The sequence below is a fragment of the Thalassobacillus devorans genome (genome assembly GCF_900176565.1).
GTDB classification, from domain to species: Bacteria; Bacillota; Bacilli; order Bacillales; family Halobacillaceae; genus Thalassobacillus; species Thalassobacillus devorans_A.
Window position 1 is genome coordinate 1 of record NZ_FXEH01000001.1, and the last position, 18,184, is coordinate 18,184.

19 protein-coding genes and 2 tRNA genes are annotated in these 18,184 nt (G+C 43.5%); 2 read left to right on the forward strand and 19 right to left on the reverse strand.

Annotated elements, in window-relative coordinates; genetic code table 11:
- Positions 1-331 precede the first annotated feature (331 nt).
- The 14 genes from lysS to spoIIE all read right to left on the reverse strand — a co-directional run bounded on the left by lysS (position 332) and on the right by spoIIE (position 15,424).
- A complete protein-coding gene (lysS, locus tag B9Y67_RS00005) occupies positions 332-1,816 on the reverse strand; it encodes a lysine--tRNA ligase (RefSeq protein ID WP_085504845.1) in 1,485 nt (494 codons plus the stop codon).
- A 300-nt stretch (positions 1,817-2,116) separates the two neighbouring features.
- Entirely contained in the window at positions 2,117-2,344 is a 228-nt protein-coding gene (locus tag B9Y67_RS00010) for a helix-turn-helix domain-containing protein (protein ID WP_085504802.1), read from the reverse strand.
- The gene (gene folK, locus B9Y67_RS00015; protein ID WP_085504803.1) at positions 2,296-2,829 is read right to left on the reverse strand and encodes a 2-amino-4-hydroxy-6-hydroxymethyldihydropteridine diphosphokinase; all 534 of its coding nucleotides are present in this window, start codon (positions 2,827-2,829) and stop codon (positions 2,296-2,298) included. Before folK ends, B9Y67_RS00010 begins: the two co-directional genes overlap by 49 nt.
- Positions 2,830-3,192 (reverse strand): dihydroneopterin aldolase, encoded by a 363-nt coding sequence (folB, locus tag B9Y67_RS00020; protein WP_085504804.1) that lies wholly within the window; start codon positions 3,190-3,192, stop codon positions 2,830-2,832.
- A 2-nt stretch (positions 3,193-3,194) separates the two neighbouring features.
- The gene (folP, locus tag B9Y67_RS00025) at positions 3,195-4,019 is read right to left on the reverse strand and encodes a dihydropteroate synthase (RefSeq protein ID WP_085504805.1); all 825 of its coding nucleotides are present in this window, start codon (positions 4,017-4,019) and stop codon (positions 3,195-3,197) included.
- Positions 4,020-4,143: 124 nt separating this feature from the next.
- On the reverse strand, positions 4,144-5,073 hold the full coding sequence (gene cysK / locus B9Y67_RS00030) for a cysteine synthase A (protein ID WP_085504806.1): 930 nt from the start codon (positions 5,071-5,073) through the stop codon (positions 4,144-4,146).
- A gap of 93 nt (positions 5,074-5,166) precedes the next feature.
- Positions 5,167-6,051 carry an Hsp33 family molecular chaperone HslO gene (gene hslO, locus B9Y67_RS00035; protein ID WP_085504807.1) on the reverse strand — a complete coding sequence of 295 codons (885 nt, stop codon included), beginning with the start codon at positions 6,049-6,051 and terminating at the stop codon, positions 5,167-5,169.
- 6 nt (positions 6,052-6,057) lie between these two features.
- Positions 6,058-6,849 (reverse strand): type III pantothenate kinase, encoded by a 792-nt coding sequence (locus tag B9Y67_RS00040; protein WP_085504808.1) that lies wholly within the window; start codon positions 6,847-6,849, stop codon positions 6,058-6,060.
- A 189-nt stretch (positions 6,850-7,038) separates the two neighbouring features.
- Positions 7,039-9,087 (reverse strand): ATP-dependent zinc metalloprotease FtsH, encoded by a 2,049-nt coding sequence (gene ftsH, locus B9Y67_RS00045; protein ID WP_085504809.1) that lies wholly within the window; start codon positions 9,085-9,087, stop codon positions 7,039-7,041.
- Between the two features lie 119 nt (positions 9,088-9,206).
- A complete protein-coding gene (hpt, locus tag B9Y67_RS00050; protein WP_085504810.1) occupies positions 9,207-9,743 on the reverse strand; it encodes a hypoxanthine phosphoribosyltransferase in 537 nt (178 codons plus the stop codon).
- A gap of 12 nt (positions 9,744-9,755) precedes the next feature.
- Entirely contained in the window at positions 9,756-11,153 is a 1,398-nt protein-coding gene (tilS, locus tag B9Y67_RS00055; protein ID WP_085504811.1) for a tRNA lysidine(34) synthetase TilS, read from the reverse strand.
- A 93-nt stretch (positions 11,154-11,246) separates the two neighbouring features.
- Positions 11,247-12,203 carry a serine/threonine protein kinase gene (locus B9Y67_RS00060; RefSeq protein WP_085504812.1) on the reverse strand — a complete coding sequence of 319 codons (957 nt, stop codon included), beginning with the start codon at positions 12,201-12,203 and terminating at the stop codon, positions 11,247-11,249.
- Positions 12,169-12,906, reverse strand: coding sequence for a vWA domain-containing protein (locus tag B9Y67_RS00065; protein WP_085504813.1), 738 nt, complete (start codon positions 12,904-12,906; stop codon positions 12,169-12,171). The genes B9Y67_RS00060 and B9Y67_RS00065 overlap by 35 nt, the downstream gene beginning before the upstream one ends.
- A gap of 73 nt (positions 12,907-12,979) precedes the next feature.
- Entirely contained in the window at positions 12,980-15,424 is a 2,445-nt protein-coding gene (gene spoIIE / locus B9Y67_RS00070) for a stage II sporulation protein E (RefSeq protein WP_085504814.1), read from the reverse strand.
- A gap of 297 nt (positions 15,425-15,721) precedes the next feature.
- Here spoIIE and B9Y67_RS00075 point away from each other — a divergent pair.
- Both B9Y67_RS00075 and B9Y67_RS00080 read left to right on the forward strand, forming a co-directional pair.
- Positions 15,722-15,798: transfer RNA gene (locus B9Y67_RS00075), tRNA-Met, on the forward strand.
- 36 nt (positions 15,799-15,834) lie between these two features.
- Positions 15,835-15,906 (forward strand) — tRNA-Glu (locus tag B9Y67_RS00080).
- 152 nt (positions 15,907-16,058) lie between these two features.
- On the opposite strand, the gene B9Y67_RS00085 is transcribed toward B9Y67_RS00080, so the two are convergent.
- The 5 genes from B9Y67_RS00085 to B9Y67_RS00105 all read right to left on the reverse strand — a co-directional run bounded on the left by B9Y67_RS00085 (position 16,059) and on the right by B9Y67_RS00105 (position 18,177).
- Entirely contained in the window at positions 16,059-16,448 is a 390-nt protein-coding gene (locus B9Y67_RS00085; protein WP_028781789.1) for a S1 domain-containing RNA-binding protein, read from the reverse strand.
- A gap of 73 nt (positions 16,449-16,521) precedes the next feature.
- On the reverse strand, positions 16,522-16,896 hold the full coding sequence (locus tag B9Y67_RS00090) for an FtsB family cell division protein (RefSeq protein ID WP_085504815.1): 375 nt from the start codon (positions 16,894-16,896) through the stop codon (positions 16,522-16,524).
- 13 nt (positions 16,897-16,909) lie between these two features.
- Positions 16,910-17,500, reverse strand: coding sequence for a spore cortex biosynthesis protein YabQ (gene yabQ, locus B9Y67_RS00095; protein ID WP_085504816.1), 591 nt, complete (start codon positions 17,498-17,500; stop codon positions 16,910-16,912).
- Complete coding sequence (gene yabP / locus B9Y67_RS00100; RefSeq protein WP_062438483.1) at positions 17,497-17,799, reverse strand: sporulation protein YabP; 303 nt, start codon at positions 17,797-17,799, stop codon at positions 17,497-17,499. The genes yabQ and yabP overlap by 4 nt, the downstream gene beginning before the upstream one ends.
- Positions 17,800-17,913: 114 nt before the next feature.
- Positions 17,914-18,177 (reverse strand): RNA-binding S4 domain-containing protein, encoded by a 264-nt coding sequence (locus tag B9Y67_RS00105; protein ID WP_062438480.1) that lies wholly within the window; start codon positions 18,175-18,177, stop codon positions 17,914-17,916.
- Between the last annotated feature and the right edge of the window lie 7 nt (positions 18,178-18,184).

Genomic DNA, 18,184 nt, shown 5'->3' on the forward strand with positions numbered 1-18,184 from the left:
CTTGACTCTTGCACTGCTAAAGTGCGTTGTTCATTTCCTCATATAATGAAGAAATTGTATTGACGTACTGGTTGGTTCGTTCAGTTTTCAAAGATCAAAATTGTTTTGCCGCTCAAATTGGCGACTTTATTAATATATCATGGGGTTGTTTTAATGTCAACAACTTTTCATGATTTATTTTTTGCTCGGTTGCTTTCTCTCTTAACGCAACGTTTAATAATTTATCATGGTTCCAGAAATGAATCAAGGGGAAATTAAAATATAAATTAATTCTGATTATTTAAGCGCAAAAAACTCCAGCTGATATCAGCTGGAGTTCTCTTCTTCTCAATTAGTCACGATTTCTCATTTGCGGGAACAGTAATACATCTCTAATCGATGGTGAGTTCGTCAATAACATAACGAGACGATCAATACCAATACCTAACCCGCCAGTCGGAGGCATTCCATATTCCAGGGACTCTAAGAAATCTTCATCCATCATATGGGCCTCATCATTTCCTTGCTCTCTTTCTTTCAACTGGCCTTCAAAGCGTTCACGTTGATCAATCGGATCGTTTAGCTCAGAGAAAGCATTCGCATGTTCCCGGCCAACGATAAACAACTCGAAACGATCAGTGAAGCGAGGATCTTCCGGATTCTTCTTAGCCAACGGTGAAATTTCAATTGGATGACCATAGACAAATGTAGGCTGAATCAATTTTTCTTCTACACGCTGTTCAAAGAATTCATTCAGGATATGACCGAATGTCATCGTATCCTGAATTTCTATCCCATGCTCCTTGGCCAGGGTTTTGGCTTCTTCATCGCTCATGTCTTTCCAGAAATCTACACCAGTATGCTCTTTAACCAAATCCACCATATGGCGTCGATCCCACTTAGGTTCAAGGTCAACTTCTACTTCCCCGTACGCAACTTTAGTTGTACCTAGAACATCTTTCGCAATATGAGCAACGAGGTTTTCAGTCAGGTCCATTACATCATGGAAGTCGGCGTAAGCTTCATATAACTCAAGCATGGTGAACTCAGGGTTATGGCGTGTAGATACCCCTTCATTTCGGAAGACTCGTCCAATTTCATAAACTTTTTCGAGACCGCCTACAATCAGGCGCTTTAAGTGTAACTCAATCGCAATTCGCATATATAAAGGAATATCCAATGCATTATGATGGGTAATGAAAGGACGGGCAGAAGCTCCACCTGGAATTCCATGCATCATTGGCGTTTCTACTTCAAGGAAGCCAAGACCATCTAAATAACGGCGCATCGACTGGATGATTTTGCTTCGTAATACAAAAGTGTCGCGGCTGTCCGGGTTCGTAATCAAGTCAAGGTAACGCTGGCGGTAGCGTTGTTCTACATCTTTCAGACCATGAAACTTTTCTGGAAGCGGGCGCAATGATTTTGTAAGCATAGTGAATTCATCCGCTTTTACAGATAATTCACCTACTTTTGTTTTAAACACTGTGCCTGTTATACCCACGATGTCTCCCATATCTGCCGTATTGAATAGTTCATATGCGTCTTCTCCAACACGGTCTTTCCTAACATAGATCTGGATTTGACCGCTTAAATCCTGGATATGAGCGAATCCTGCTTTTCCCTTTCCGCGCTTGGTCATTATCCTTCCTGCTATAGTCGTGTTGATTTCTTGTTCTTCTAATTCCTCTTTGGTATAAGACTCATACTGTTCTTTCAGATCCTCAGCTACATGGGTCCGGACAAACTTGTCGCCAAAAGGATCCAGGCCTTTTTCGCGATAAGCTTCTAATTTTTCTCTCCGCACCCGCATGTGCTCATTTAATTCTTCTGTCACTTCAACCACTCCGTTTCCCTTACTGGTGTAGATATACAAACGACCTTTTCAGGCTGGCTCATGCTATATAAAACTTGATTCGTTCTTCCATATAAAAACTGCCAGTATAGCAACTGGCAGTATTACAACTATGATTTAGTATAGAAAAGACTCACGAAAGTGTCAACGTAAAGCATCAAGGCCCTTTCGTGCGAGCGCCCCGCTCATTTACACCTTTTCCAAAATGCCTGAAATCTGACTTGATAGGTTGGCAGCATTCATCTTTTATTCTCAGCCGTTTCAAATGATATGCCTCCGTATTTAAACATAGAGGTCTTCCTCTTGGTTTTTATATGCTATTTCATGAAAAGGGACGTCCAATGTCTCTGCAATTTGCTTCAGATTAGAATGGCTTGGCTTACGGGCGCCGCGTTCTAACTCTCCAAGCACCGACACGGACATATTCATTCTCTTAGCGAACTCTACCTGAGTCATCCCTTTTAGTTTTCGGAATCCTTTAATCCTTCTTCCCCACTGATTGTCTGCCATGGAATTACTCCTTTTGTTTCATTCTTGGGTATTTTATTTAAAATATCTTCAACTGTTCTATTTAGATTAGGCAGGATAGCGTCCGGGTTGATCTCCCCAAGCGGGACCATTACAAATGCACGCTCATGCATTGCTGGATGCGGAACAATAAGACGCTCGGATACGATATTTTCTTGATTATAGAGTAATATGTCAAGGTCTATTGTCCGTGGCCCCCACTTAACTTCCCTTTTCCTTCCTAATTGCACTTCAATGGATTGGCATATGTCGAGAAGTTCGAGAGGACGGAGTGTCGTCTCTATTTCAACCACCATATTTAAAAAATCACTTTGTTCCGTATATCCAACCGGCATGGTTTCATAAATAGAAGAAATACGGGTTAACTGGATAGCATGGTGAGACTCCAGCTCAGTAATGGCTTCATCTAAATATTCTTTTCTCGGTTCAATATTGGAACCCAAGGCAATGTATACCTGGTTACCCATTCAACCACGGCTCCTGTATATCTCAATTGCCACCGATTGATAGTGCCCGGGAATTGGAGGGTCTGGTTTGATCACTTTCACCCGACACCCTTCCAGTTTTGTAAAAGCGGCGAGCAAACGGTCCGCTACGTCTTCCGCTACTGCTTCGACCAATTTTCTCGCTTCTCCCTCGACGACCGCTTTAGTGACTTGATATATTTCTCCATAATCAATGGATTCATTCATATCATCCGTTTTTCCTGCCTTTGCCAAATCAACATCCAGTTCCAAATCCACGTAAAACCGTTGACCGAGCTTGTTTTCTTCCGGGAATAGTCCGTGATAACCATAGAACTCCATCTTATTCAGATATATTTTATCCATGCTCATTCTCCTTTACCAACCATTGCGTCCATCATTTTAGCCATTCGCGCGACTGGTTTCACATCATGGACACGCACCATATGGACACCTTTTGATATCCCAAGACACACAGTAGCGCCTGTCCCTTCCATCCGTTCTTCTACCGGGAGGTCCAGGATCTGTCCGATGAACCTCTTCCTGGAAGTCGCCAGCAGCATTGGATAGTTCAATTCCTGGAAGGAATCGAGGTGACGCATTACCACCAGGTTGTCGTCATGATTCTTGGCAAAACCGATGCCCGGATCCAGGATAATATTTTCATCCTGCACACCAGCATCCTTTGCAATGGTGATGCTTTCTTTTAAATCCTTTTTCATATCTTCAATAAGGTTGTGATATTCTTTATTGGTCCGATTATGCATCAAGATAATCGGAACATTTAAATTTGCTGCAACCTCAGCCATTTTCGCATCTCTTTTAGCTCCCCAGACATCGTTGATGATGTCAGCTCCCGCCTCAACTGCCTGACGTGCCACCTCTGCTTTATACGTATCAATAGAGACCGGAATAGTAAGCACACTGGAAAGCTTTTGAATAACCGGGAGCACCCGTTCCAGCTCTTCCTGCTCTGATACTGGCTCATGCCCCGGCCTGGTAGATTCTCCTCCGATATCTATAATATCGGCTCCATCTCTTTCCATCGTAACAGCTTGTTCCACTGCTTTATCTAAATTGGAAAACTTTCCGCCATCGGAGAAAGAGTCTGGAGTAACATTCAGGATTCCCATGATTAATGTCTTTTTATCTAAATCATATACTTGCTTCTTTGTATGTAATGTAAAGCCCATCGTTATTTCCTCATTTCCGTACGAAAATATTCCTTGTCTATTTTACACTATTTGAAATATAAATTCATGATATTGAAAAACAAAAAGGACTGCGTCACTTTTGCTTGTGACACAGTCCCTGACATTATTGCTGATCTTCAAATTGATAAAGCGGTGTGGATAGGTATCTTTCTCCGTTACTCGGAAGGATGGCGAGTACCTTTTTGCCTTTTCCTAACTCTTTGGCAATTTTTCTGGCAGCGTGGATAGCTGCTCCGGAGGATACTCCTCCCAGAATACCGTCTTTCCTGGCCGCTTCTCTGGCTGCTTCATAAGCTTCCTCATTAGATACCTGGATGACTTCATCATAGATAGCTGTATCCAGTATGCCAGGAACAAAGCCGGCACCGATGCCCTGAATTTTGTGGGGACCTGGCTGCCCACCGGATAATACTGGTGAAGCATCCGGTTCAACGGCATATACTTTGATATCGTTATAGTGCTTCTTTAGTACATTTCCTGCACCAGTTATCGTTCCGCCCGTTCCTACACCTGATACGAAGGCGTCTAATTGGTCACCCATTTGCTCGATTATTTCAGGCCCGGTTGTTTTTTCATGAATGGCGACATTCGCCGGGTTATTGAATTGCTGCGGCATGTAGTAGCCATGTTCCTTTTGCAGTTCTTCCGCTTTTTGAATTGCGCCTTTCATGCCATCAGCACCTGGTGTAAGTACCAACTCAGCTCCATAGGCACGCAGCAGATTCCGCCGTTCCTGACTCATCGTATCCGGCATAACCAGCACGGTTTTATAGCCTTTGGCTGCCGCTATCATCGCCAGCCCGATTCCAGTGTTGCCACTTGTCGGTTCTACAATCGTATCGCCTTCGTTTAACTGACCGCTTTCTTCGGCTGCTTCAATCATCGCTAATGCAATACGATCTTTTACAGAGCTTCCTGGATTCATAAATTCCAGTTTCAGATAAATATCAGCACTGTTTTCATCCGCAGCGCCATTTAATTTAACTACTGGTGTATTACCGACAAGCTCACTGACATTCTTCGCAATTTTCATTATCTCACTCCTAAACCCGAGTATTTTTATAGGATTTATTAATAATGTACGCAAAAACTACGGAAATGTCAAACAATTCATGAACTTTATTTACTATTCACCTTTATTACTGGATTGCAGTTCTTTTAGATCTTTGACGTCAAAGTGGTAAGCTTCATTGCAAAAGTGACACGTTGCTTCGGCGCCGTGATCCTCTTCAATCATCGTCTGAAGTTCTTCATCATCAAGGCTGGCAAGGGCAACTTCGACCCGCTCTCTCGAGCACTGACATTTGAACTGTACAGGTACACGGTCGAGTATATGCACATTATCTTCCCCTAATAACCGGTTCAAAATCTCCTCGGGTGTATTACCTTCGCGAACCATACTGGATATAGGCGGTATTTCACTTAACCTTTTTTCAATGGTATTGATTGTTTCATCATCTGCCCCTGGCATCATTTGGATAATAAATCCACCAGCTGCAAGGATGGAGTGGTCTGTATTGACCAATACACCCGCACCTACCGCAGAGGGTACCTGCTCGGAATTCGCAAAGTAGTAAGTAAAATCTTCACTTACTTCTCCAGATACGATAGGAACCTGGCCGGTAAAGTGGTCTTTTAACCCGAGGTCTTTGACAACACTTAATGTCCCTTCTGTACCGACAGCACGGGCTACATCTAATTTCCCTTGATTATTCAAGTCAAAATCAACATGCGGATTCTTGACGTACCCTCTTACATTACCATGTGCATCCGCATCCACTATCACCGCTCCGATCGGGCCACTCCCCTCAAGTTTGATGGTAAGCTTATCATCGCCTTTCAGCATGGTACCCATCATCGCACTGATCGTCAGCGTCCGGCCTAGTGCTGCAGAAGTGGTAGCCCAAGTATCCTGCCTGCGGCGTGCTTCTTCTACCGTTTTCGTTGATTGTATGGCATAGGCACGAACTTTACCTTCAAACGCAGTAGCACGAACTAAATAATCTGTCATCTATCATCATTCTCCTTTAAATTCTTTTTTTCCTTTATTTCGTTGATAAATGGTATATAGACCTTTCAAGGTCAAATATGGGTCAACGATATCGATCGTTGTAGATTCATCAGCTATCAAACCAGCCAGACCACCGGTAGCAATAACTTTAGGATTAGACGAAGCGGCTTCTTTCATTCTTCTCACCACTTCGTCCACCTGACCGACATACCCAAAAAACACGCCGGACTGCATCGCTTCCACTGTACTCTGACCGACAACCTGTCCCGGATTTCTGATTTCAATCTTTGGAAGCTTAGCAGCTTTAGCATACAAAGCTTCCATGGACACATTAATACCAGGCGAAATGACACCCCCGACATATTCCGCATTTTCGTTGATATAACAATAGGTAGTTGCTGTTCCGAAGTCAATGATTACCAGCGGAGCTTTATGCTCCTGCAAAGCACCGACAGCATTAACGATGCGGTCTGCTCCTATTTCTTTCGGGTTCGGATAAGTCATTGCCAACCCTTCATCTACTTCATCAGCTCCGATGATCATCGGCTTTCGCTTAAAGTAATTTCGGGACATCCTTTCCAAAGCAAACATGATCGGTGGTACAACCGACGAAATAATCACTCCATGGATATCGGAAAAAACCAACCCTTCATGCTCAAATAAGGATTTGATCAACATTCCATATTCATCTTCTGTTTTATAACGGTCCGTTTTGATACGCCATTGGAACTTCAGTTTATCTTCTTCAAAAACACCTAGCACGGTGTTTGTATTCCCCACATCCAGCACAAATATCATGACATGACCCCACTTTATATATCATTTCTGAAAATTCATCATACCACACAACACATTCTTGCTTTATGATATATTTTCCTGCCGAGTCAAAGCAAGGCCAAAGGCTTAGACCTCATTTCAAGTACAAAGGCGCTGGGGCTGGAGACAAGAAAAAAGTCACGCTGCACTGGGCAGCGTGACTTTTTGTATTTATTCTTTACGTTCGGAGTCATTTCCTTCTTCTGTTTCCTTATCATCTACGGTTGGACCTTCTTCTGGCTCCGTAGGCTTGTTGTCCGTTTTGATTTCATCCTCTTTCGATTGGACGTTGACACGGACATCGGAAGAAACGTCTTTATCAGCTTTTTCCTTCTTTCTCGCTTTCTCTCTTTCTTGTGCCAATTCTTCTATTTCTTCCTGTGTAGGAAGGCGGCCTTTTTCGAAAAGGGATTTGATTTCCGTCGCATCCAACGTTTCGATTTCCAGCAATGTAGAAGCGACAAGCTCTAACTTATCACGATTTTCTGTCAAAATCGTCTTGGCACGTTCATAACAGTAGTTGATAAAGTTTTGTGTTTCTTTATCGATATCATAAGCGATTTGGTCACTGTAATTCTGTTCATTTTGGATGTCACGGCCAAGGAATACCTGTCCGCCAGAGTTAGAACCGAACTGCAATGGACCTAACTTCTCACTCATGCCGTACTCGGTAACCATCTTACGGGCAATGCTGGTAGCTCGCTGGAAGTCATTGTGGGCGCCTGTACTTACTTCGCCGAATATGATTTCTTCCGCTACACGTCCACCGAGCAAGCCGGTAATTTTATCAAACAGTTCCGGTTTAGTCATGAAATAACGGTCTTCACGCGGAAGCATGACAGCATATCCGCCAGCCTGGCCACGTGGCACGATGGTAACTTTGTGTACCATGTCCGCATCATCCAATACCATGCCGATGATGGTATGGCCACTTTCATGATAAGCAACGATATTGCGCTCTTTCTTAGAGATGACCCTGCTCTTCTTCGCTGGACCAGCAATGACACGGTCGATGGCTTCATCGACATCTTCCATATCAATAGAGTCTTTATCAGCACGGGCAGCTACAAGTGCCGCTTCGTTCAACAGGTTCTCCAGGTCTGCACCTGAGAATCCAGGTGTACGCATAGCTATCGTCTTCAAATCAACATCTTTACTTAATGGTTTATCTTTAGCATGAACCGCAAGAACTTCTTGTCTTCCTTTAACATCTGGACGATCGACCGTGATTTGACGGTCAAAACGACCAGGTCGTAGTAATGCCGGGTCTAAAATATCCGGACGGTTGGTCGCTGCGATGATGATGATTCCTTCATTGACACCGAAACCATCCATTTCTACTAACAGCTGGTTCAAGGTTTGTTCACGCTCATCGTGACCGCCGCCAAGACCTGCTCCACGCTGACGACCGACCGCATCAATCTCATCAATGAAGATGATACACGGAGCATTCTTTTTCGCATTTTCAAACAAGTCACGGACACGTGAGGCACCAACACCGACAAACATTTCAACGAAATCCGAACCACTGATAGAGAAGAATGGAACACCTGCTTCTCCGGCAACAGCACGGGCAAGCAAGGTTTTACCTGTACCCGGTGGTCCAACTAGCAGGACACCTTTCGGAATACGTGCGCCAACTGCAGAGAACTTGCGAGGATCTTTCAAGAAGTCTACGACCTCTACCAGCTCCTGCTTCTCTTCATCAGCACCGGCCACATCTTTGAAACGGACCTTTTTCTTCTCTTCCGTATACTGTTTCGCTTTACTCTTCCCGAAATTCATGACACGGCTTCCGCCGCCTTGCGCCTGGTTCAACAGGAAGAAGAATAAAATGAATATGATGATAAACGGAATCATGGTTGTCAGGAAAGAAACCCAGGCACTAGGCTGTTCCTCTTCAGCTACGTTAAGCTCAATACCTTGATTCTGTGCAGTTTCCGTTATATTTGAAATCACCTGTTCATTTGCAGGAACCCTGGCTGTGAAAGAGTTTTCTCCATCTTCACCGCCCCCTGTAAGCGTTCCTTGCAATTGATACACTCCATTGACAGGTTGAAGCGTCAATTCCTCAATTTGGCCATTATTTAATTGTTCATACAGTTGGTTCACCGTAAGTGTTTGCTGTGGTTCACCTTGTCCTCTAAATAGACCGACTACGCCGATTACTACGAGGAAGATAAGTAAATAAAATATTGTGTTACGAAATATTCGGTTCATTGCCTACCTCCTCCCAATCAACAAAAACTATATTAAATAGTATCATACTAAAAAGTACCAGCACAACTAATTACCCTTAAACAATATGTGAACATTTTGTGTTTCATGTACCATCATTTTTATCCACCATAAACTTCCGGCTTAAGCACACCGATATAAGGAAGATTACGATATTTTTCATCATAGTCCAACCCGTAGCCAACAACGAATTCATCCGGTACTTCAAAACCGACAACATCCGCTTTAATATGGGAAGTGCGTCCGGTAGGCTTATCCAGTAATGTAACGATCTTGATGGATTTCGCTTTCCGATATTTGAACAGGTCTACCAGGTAGCTCAAAGTCAAGCCACTATCAATGATGTCTTCAATAATTAAAAGATCTCGTCCTTCCACCTGGGTATTCAAGTCTTTCTCAATTTTAACTTCCCCAGAAGAACGCATACCGTCATAGCTGGAAACATCCATGAAATCCATTTCCAAATGGGTCTCTATCCGTTTCAGCAAGTCCCCCATAAATGGCATGGCCCCTTTTAATACGCCAATAGCCAGCGGGAATCTTCCTTCATATTCTTCTGTCAGCTGATTTCCGATTTCCTTGCACTTTGCCTGAATCTCTTCTTCTGAAATCAGAACCTCTTTAATTTCGTTATGCATAGTTCGCTCCTCCTACCTGTCTTCCTTTGGCTGTGAATAATTTACTTCCAGCACTTCTCCCGATGTTTCTCCACTGCATGCCGTACTTTTCTTCAAACCGACCAACCATAATATTTTTCCATTCCGATCTGTTAATATAGGCCAACTATCCCTCGCTTCTTTTGGAACCTTCTGATCAATGAATATATCTTTGATTTTTCTTGAGCCATTCAAGCCTTTCCATGTCATTCGATCTCCCGGGCGTCGAGTCCGCACAATCAAAGGAAGCTCTACGTGAGTCATATCACAAGTGAGCGTGTACTTGTCTTCCTTTTTCGTGCAAGTCGTCATCTTGACGGAAAGTTCCGAACCGTCAGGCAAGCGGTATGTATCACCGATCCCAAGCTCGCTCCTGTAAGAGGCGGGCTTGTATGAACTGTTAAAATGAAAAGTGATTTTTCCATAATTACGCTGTAACCATAAGCCACCAGGCCAGTCCAGCTTGCCATTGGCTATATCCCGTGTCAAAAAATCAAAGAATTGCTGCTCATGTATATAAGAAAAACCCTCAGAGTTTCCATCATAAAGATAGTTTAATATTAGATGAAAGGCCCTTCTTTGTAAAGCTATCGGAAAGGTATTAAATTCAGAAACAGAAAAAGAAATATTCTTCTGATCTTTTTCAAAAACCGCCACCTTTTCCAATAATTTCTCCGCCTGTTGTTGCAGGTATTCCTCATCCTCTTTCAAATCCTGGCTCAGCTTCCATAAATGCTCGTTCAACTTCGGGTTTTCTGCCTTCATAAGCGGGAGAATCTTATGCCGAAAATAGTTTCTCGTATATTTTGTATCTTTATTCGAATGATCTTCCCTCGGATGGATATGATGCTCTTTACAATAAGCCAATATCTCCTCTTTGGTTACCTCTAAAAAGGGACGGATAATTTTACCGCCTGCAAAGTCTCTCGTCACAGGAATTCCCGTGAGCCCTCCCGGAGTCGTTCCTCTGACAAGACGCATCAGCATCGTTTCTGCCTGATCATCCCCATGATGACCAAGCGCAAGAATTCCAGCTCGTTTCTTGTTCATTTGTTCCTGGAAAAATTGGTAACGTAAAATCCGGGCTGCTTCTTGTGTATTCAGGTTGTACTGTTTCTTATACGCAGGAACATCCACGGAGGTTCCCACAAAATCGATATTCCATTGTTTACATATTTCTTTTACAAACGTTAAGTCCTCAATGGAAGCTGCTCCACGCAGGACATGATCGACAGAAGCAGCAATCAAAGAGAGCCCCCATGGCTCTCGTATCGTTTTGAAATAATGCAAAAGCGCCATAGAATCCGGTCCGCCGGAAACAGCAATCAGTACTGTCTGTCCTTGTTCTAACAATCGATTTCGCTCGATGAATGCATCGACGGCCGTTTTCATGTTACTTCCACCTCAAGTAGTATTAGTATTTGATCAATACTGAACACCATTATCCTATCATTTGTAGCCTTCTTCCTGCAAAACATAGCAGTTCTACCAGACAATTATAGAAAAGAGAAAATAGAAAAGGAGGAGAGACAAAAATATCACTCCCAGCTCTGCCGCGGCGAATGACGTTTTCCGGGCTTCTTTTCTTCTCGAGACCCTTGTATGCCTGTTTTCCATCATTTTATATTTGGATGGGCCATTTAATATAGAAGATAAGTCTTTTTTCATTTCATGGCTATAGGAGTACTCCCCGTGCCACGCTTTCTTAATAAGCCGGCGATATGGTTTGAGAAGTTCAGGCTGCTGCAATTTCTTTTCTAGTGTTTGCTGTGGATTTGTACCTCTTTCAAAACGTCTCCCATGGGCGACTTCCATCATGACCATCGTCAAAGCAAATAAATCATAGGCAGGGTCAGCTTTCCGTGAGCCACCTTGCCAATATCCCCGGTCATAGAATTCCGTATATTCTTTAATAGCACGCCCTATTTTGGTGGTGCCCCCCACATCGATCAGCCGCAACTTAGGAGGAGGGGATGTAACGAGCAGGTTATCTGTCTTCAAATCTCCAAACACCCACCCTTGCTTATGCAATTCCTCCAAATCACTTAATAATTGCAGCATCATGACCCCTAGCCATTCTTTTCCCCTGCCATGTAAAAAGCTCGCGAGTTCCTGGCCTTTCAGATATTCCATAACATAGTAAGGGTATGTCACCCCAGCCGGAGTCACCCAGTCATCCACGTCCAACAAAGAAGGCCCAAGGCGCTTCCCCTGGACCTTTTGAAAAGTTTTTAGAACATTCACTTCCGTAATGATCCTCGAACTGTCTGTACCAATTTTAAGCGCCGTATAAACGCCATTCCGCTCACATAAATAGACGATGCCGCAAGCACCTTCCCCCAGCTTTTGAATCACCTGATATTGCGTGCCGTTCCATTTCCCCCGGATGATGGTCCCTCGTTTTAAGTTAGTTACCAGTTTCTTCGTATGGTTCACTTGCATGTTTCATACTCCCAAACAAGCTTTTTTTGCCGAACTGGTACATCGCTTCTTTCAGCGCGGGCCCGGTAGGTGTGATACCTCCGCTTGCCAGCTTAGGAAAAACTTTAGAGATACCATCTAATTCCGGGGTCCAATCCATCAATTTTTGAATCGGCTTCATTTTATTCGGGAAACAGAAGATGCTGAAGCGATTGTTCCCAGACCTTGCATTCAAACTTAATGACAAGTCAAAAAGAGCCTCCTTGACAGTAGAAAGCTTCGGAGTCATGCTGGCGCTCGTGTCCACAAGTACAAGCACCTCCAGGTCACACGTCTCCCCAAGGTCCTCCACTACTTCCATCACTTCGCCGCGTTTGTCCGGCGGCAGCTCCTCAAATGACTGCTTTTCTCCGAGGATCTGCTTCAGCTCCTGATTGACAACCCCCTGTAACGTTTGTGTCATTGCCTGTTTGGTGACCATTTGCACGGTTTGAGAAAGTGCTTTTTGATAGACGATTTGACTTACGCCTCCGCCAGACATGGCAATCGCTTCAACCTCTTCCAGCCCTTCCGGCTGCTCACTTTGATCATCATCAAGAATCCCGATGACATTCACCGTGATACCCTGATCATTAGCCAGTGCAGCAATGGCAACCGGATCTTCCCCCTGATTCGAACATCCATCGGTCAATAACAAAATCTGCTTCAGTGTACCTTTTTTCATTGGATCACCCCTTCAGTTCCTTACCATCATCATCGCCGAACATCGAGGGGTTTATACCTGTCCAATATATTAATCAGGCCTCCTTACGTTTATAGGGAATTGCTTTCCACTGTGGATGGTTATGGTCCAGTCTTGCCACAAGGACGGTCATATCATCTTCAATGGCACCACGTGTACGGATCACTTCCTCCAAAATCAAATCCGCTACCGCTTGCGGGTCATTGGTCTCCATCTCTCTTATTTTCCGCTTCAGCCATGCTTCCATATTCTCTACATGCTTCGGACCTTCTAATATTCCATCACTCATCATAATTAATAGATCTCCGGGTGCTAACTGCTCGCTTACTATTTCAACATCGACATCCTTAATGATGCCGATTGGAAGGTTGCTTGATTCTATCTTCATCATTTGCGATCCACGCTTTATATAACTCGGAGTGCTGCCGATTTTTATAAATTTTGATTTGGCGTCCTGTAAATCTACCACAGCTAAATCCAGGGTAGAGAAAATTTCGTCTGTCGTCCGCAGCGATAGTATCGAATTGATCGACTTAATTGCCACCTGTTCCTGGATGCCTGACTGTAGGATCTGCTGCAAGAGGCGCAATGTCTCCATACTTTCCTCATGTGCACGGATGCCGTTACCCATCCCATCGCTGATCGCAAGGGCATACTTCCCCGCTCCTAACTCCATCGTGGAATAGCTGTCACCAGAAATAAACCCGCCATCCTTAGCAGCATGCGCTACACCTGTTTCCATGATATATCGTTTGGCTGACTGGAAGGACAGTTCACAGTAACCGTTTGGAAAAGGCGCGATATTTTCTTTTGTCACAATAATCGTCTCATTCAATATATCTGATAGCAGCGGAGCAATCAGCTTCGGACCTTCTCCATGATAATTTCGAACATAGAACGTAAGGTCGATATCGATATTGCCGGCATCGAGGGTATAAATATCCAATGTTTCAATTTCTAACCCTAATTGATTGATGGCATAGGTGATCTCCTGCTCCTGAACTTCATGGTTCTCCCTTTCCTTGGTAATTTCTTTTGCAAAATCTTCCATCACTTCCGAAACTCCACGCAACTGGTCAGCAACAAACCTCCTGCTTTCCAGCACTTGTTTTTTCAACTGCTGATTCGCCTGGTAAAACGAAAGCTCCTGTTTCATCGTATCGATGAGCTTTTGAGGTTTGACACAGTATTGGTCGACATTTTTGCGAATCAGCCTGCTCGGCTCGTCCCCTCCCTCAAGGTCTGCCATCAAATCGGTCATGATATTATAAGTTTGATCGAATTGTTTTGCCCAGCATCGCTCCTTTTTAAAACAGGATTGGCATGTTTTTTCCGTAACATGGCTTAAAAAGTAATCTTTTTCCCGTTGGTGTTCCTCTGTGTCTGTCTGGTCGTCATAGAAATGAAAACTTTTGGACAGGGCGCGGAACACATCGGAAAATTTTTCCACGCGCACAGCAGTCACATCGCGAACTTTTTGTAAGTATTGTTCCTGCTCCTGAGAATGCTCCTGGGTGCCTGGGATATAACGGGCCAGTTTTCGAATCCAGCCTTCCGGTGTCAAAGCAAAAAGTATAATGGCCAAACCAGTCTCCATAAGCGACGGTGATAATGTTGATACAGTTCCCCCATATATACCGATCAATAAAGTACCAACAATCAAACCAACGCTGACGCCGGTTTTCTTGCCCTCTTTAAGCAACCCTCCAAGCAGGCCGGAAAAAGCCAGTAAACTCATTTGATAGAGGTTCGCGACATTGGCAAGACTCAATACCAGCCCGGTCACGACCCCGACTGTCGACCCGATAGCTGCACCGCCGATGAAAGCCAGGAATAAGACCAGGTATCTGGAGAATATCTGTTCTAACGAAACATCCTGGATCTGCCAGCCGATCGTACCTGTCAATACAGAGGCGAGCAAAATGATCATACAGACGATTTCTTCATTTTTTAAGGTCGCCTTATACCTTTTAGGTGATAATAGTGGAACACTCTGCATAAATATCAGGACAAGCATTGCGCTTAGTACGCCTTCAGCAGCCATAAGCAGCGCTTCATATGGCTGCCATGCATCCAGTAAGGTGAATGCGACCGATCTTGGAAGGACACATGCTAAGAATGCCATCAACGGTAACAGCTTCTGATGTTCTTTCCATGTATGTACGATGAAGGCAAGTAGTAAGAACGTCAGCATCGCTGTAAACACAAAGCCCGTTTGCAGCCATCCATAAGTAGAAGCCCCAATGACAGCAAATAGAACGACAGCTGGAACACGATCCCTTCTGAGCCACCACACCGATGCGATCAAAGCGATGACAAACGGCGAAATGGAAGATAAGATGACCGCTCTGCCCAGAAGCAAAGCGATGATCATCAATAACCAGCCCTTGTCAATCAACAAGTACTTCGCTCTACTCTCCGCTTTCTTCTTCAGCTTGCTGAGTCGTGCTTTTTCCATCCCAATAGTTTGTGAACCCTTTCTCGTTAATGTCCCCAACATCTTCACCACTCCTTCTTGTTGCTCTATTAAATCACATATCTATCATGTAATTTGTCAAAACAAGAAGAGAGCAGTAACAAAAAGTTCGACTGATTTCCATGCTGAAAAGTACCCTTCTACAAATTAGTCGTCGTTTATTCGCGCCCCATTTAGAACAAGGAAGGGGATAACCCCCGTAACTGTACAGTTTCTATCATTTTCAAAAATTGACAGACTAATTAGAAAATAGAATTTCTGTTGACACTTAATCTATCATGTTGTAATATATTGCTTGTGACTTTGAATGAAACAATTCATGGCGGTGTAGCTCAGCTGGCGAGAGCGTACGGTTCATACCCGTGAGGTCGGGGGTTCGATCCCCTCCGCCGCTACCATTTATTTTTTCACAAGGTTACATAACCAAACGACAAGGCCCGTTGGTCAAGTGGTTAAGACACCGCCCTTTCACGGCGGTAACACGGGTTCGAATCCCGTACGGGTCATCCATAACAATCTAGTTCCGCTGAGGCAGCCATATAATGAAGCTGCCTCAGCTTTTTTATTGAAGAATAATATTTTCCATACTAAAAACGGGCTGCCATTTCTGGCAAGCCCGTTTTTTGCACGTGCATTATATATTTATATAGGCAGCAAGTTAGCCTTTTTTAGCACCTCGACCTCCGCGTTTTGATTCCGTGTGCTTCTTCAATGAAGCCAGACGCTCATCACTATCTTTCAGAAAGCGATTCATCTTTTGTTCGAATGATTCTGCCGGCTTACGATTCTGCGGCTTGTTACGACGACCATAGTTCTCTTTCGCTTTCTTAATGGAAAGGCCGATTTTTCCGTCTTTACCGACATTAATGACTTTCACTTCCACTTTGTCGCCTTCGCTTAAGTGATCATTAATATCCTTGACATAGTTGTCGGCAACCTCACTAATATGGACTAAACCAGTCTGCCCATCGGGAAGTTCCACGAATGCTCCAAAATTAGTGATACCAGTTACCTTACCCTGCAGCTTGCTGCCTACTTCGATTGACATAAAAAAAATGCTCCTCCTTAAAATTTCGATAAATATCCTTCTTTACTATTATATATAAGCAATGAAAAGTGTGTCAATAAGATGGGTCCTCTTCTGGAAGTTTGAAGATAATCTCGCCCTCTTTTGAAAAGAAGTAATTCGTCCTGGCGATTTGAAGGACGTATTCTTCATTATTCAATAATTCGATTTCTTCTTTTAAGTTCTTTTCCTGATTTTCAAGCGCCACCTTTTGTTCCTGGAGCTCTTCCATACGTTCCAGCTTTTCATTATACATCGCTTGTTGTTTAAAATGATAAGTCAGCATCGATCCCATGACAACCAGGACCAGGATGGTAAATAGTGCCAGCCTACGAAACAGACGCTTTTTCTTTCTATGTTGTCGTGCTACGTATGTATCATATTGTTTCATGTAGTTCGATTCTATTCGTGTGACTTGTTTTTCGGCCATCTACTCTGCCTCCTTATCGTTTCCATAAATTTAACAGCTTTAATATTCTATTCTTTATTGTAACGTAAAATCCTGCCAGCGTGTGTAAGTATTTTTTCATATTTTCCGGGACCATTTTCCACAGCAGGCGTAATATCAATCGGAGCGGCCACCATAGCACGCGCAGCACGAATATACTACCCGCTAACAGCAATGTCAAAACCCATATGATGATAGCAGTAGCTACCTTCCAAAACCATTTTATCGGCTTTACCATAAATAGATTGAAGCATTTGAGAAAAAAACGGGTCAGGGCTTTAATAATACGAATCAACCGCTCAAGCATCCGCGTGTAAATGCCCTGAAACAACGCGCGATAAGCTGCATAACCACAGAGGACGGATAGGAATATATAAAATCGCAACTCACCATAATTGACTTGATATAACAGAAAAAAGAGAATAAATGCTTGTAAAAGCCAAAAGCTGATGACAATGGTATAGTTCATCAGCGTTCGTTTACGGTAGAAATGCTTGAAACGTTGTAATGTATCCATGGCGGCACCCAGATATATTCCGCCTAATATCATAGCAGCCATCGCCAGAAACTGGGTAGTCAAAGTCATTTAAACAGCTTGCTAAAGAATCCTTTAGCCTTCTCCGCATGGTGTTCATCCAAGTAAGTCATTTCAAACACCTTGCCTTTGATCGATACAACCCCCTGTTCAACATCGAGGTTTTTCATTTGCAGGTTTTCGCCGCGTATCACTAAATATCCAAGACTGGTCTGCAGCAAAAACTCTTCGTTATCAAAGCTGTCCACTTCTTTTACCCCTGTAATTTCGAGATTCTTTCTATTCATCATTCTTACATGGTGCTCGGCTTGTCCACGCATATTATTGGCATTCTTTTCATAATATTCCATGCTCTGATCCCCCTTCACTTAGTACAACCTATGAAGAGGAAGGGAAAAATAGAACCCGCGGAAATGAACATACATATGTAAAAGAACCACCTCATCCGCTGAGGTGGTTCTGCATTATGACTGTTGCACTGCTTCTTCTTTTACAATCTCGTATAGAGAAGACGCTTCATCTTTTTTAACATTTTCACGCAGCGCTTTAATTTCAAGCGTCAATACTTTTTGACCAAATTGGATGACCAGTTCATCCCCGACTTGAATATTCGTGGCTGCTTTAGCCTGGTTGCCATTGACGGTAATCCGCCCTTGATCGGCTACTTCTTTTGCTAACGTCCTCCGTTTAATCAAACGGGAAATTTTGAGAAACTTATCTAAACGCATAAGTCAC

Coding starts and splice junctions, on each gene's coding strand:
- B9Y67_RS00010 (WP_085504802.1), bottom strand. CDS start 2,344: ATGGCAGACAATCAGTGGGGAAGAAGGATTAAAGGATTCCGAAAACTA.
- folK (WP_085504803.1), bottom strand. CDS start 2,829: ATGGGTAACCAGGTATACATTGCCTTGGGTTCCAATATTGAACCGAGA.
- folB (WP_085504804.1), bottom strand. CDS start 3,192: ATGGATAAAATATATCTGAATAAGATGGAGTTCTATGGTTATCACGGA.
- folP (WP_085504805.1), bottom strand. CDS start 4,019: ATGGGCTTTACATTACATACAAAGAAGCAAGTATATGATTTAGATAAA.
- cysK (WP_085504806.1), bottom strand. CDS start 5,073: ATGAAAATTGCGAAGAATGTCAGTGAGCTTGTCGGTAATACACCAGTA.
- hslO (WP_085504807.1), bottom strand. CDS start 6,051: ATGACAGATTATTTAGTTCGTGCTACTGCGTTTGAAGGTAAAGTTCGT.
- B9Y67_RS00040 (WP_085504808.1), bottom strand. CDS start 6,849: ATGATATTTGTGCTGGATGTGGGGAATACAAACACCGTGCTAGGTGTT.
- ftsH (WP_085504809.1), bottom strand. CDS start 9,087: ATGAACCGAATATTTCGTAACACAATATTTTATTTACTTATCTTCCTC.
- hpt (WP_085504810.1), bottom strand. CDS start 9,743: ATGCATAACGAAATTAAAGAGGTTCTGATTTCAGAAGAAGAGATTCAG.
- tilS (WP_085504811.1), bottom strand. CDS start 11,153: ATGAAAACGGCCGTCGATGCATTCATCGAGCGAAATCGATTGTTAGAA.
- B9Y67_RS00060 (WP_085504812.1), bottom strand. CDS start 12,203: ATGCAAGTGAACCATACGAAGAAACTGGTAACTAACTTAAAACGAGGG.
- B9Y67_RS00065 (WP_085504813.1), bottom strand. CDS start 12,906: ATGAAAAAAGGTACACTGAAGCAGATTTTGTTATTGACCGATGGATGT.
- spoIIE (WP_085504814.1), bottom strand. CDS start 15,424: ATGTTGGGGACATTAACGAGAAAGGGTTCACAAACTATTGGGATGGAA.
- B9Y67_RS00085 (WP_028781789.1), bottom strand. CDS start 16,448: ATGTCAATCGAAGTAGGCAGCAAGCTGCAGGGTAAGGTAACTGGTATC.
- B9Y67_RS00090 (WP_085504815.1), bottom strand. CDS start 16,896: ATGGCCGAAAAACAAGTCACACGAATAGAATCGAACTACATGAAACAA.
- yabQ (WP_085504816.1), bottom strand. CDS start 17,500: ATGACTTTGACTACCCAGTTTCTGGCGATGGCTGCTATGATATTAGGC.
- yabP (WP_062438483.1), bottom strand. CDS start 17,799: ATGGAATATTATGAAAAGAATGCCAATAATATGCGTGGACAAGCCGAG.
- B9Y67_RS00105 (WP_062438480.1), bottom strand. CDS start 18,177: ATGCGTTTAGATAAGTTTCTCAAAATTTCCCGTTTGATTAAACGGAGG.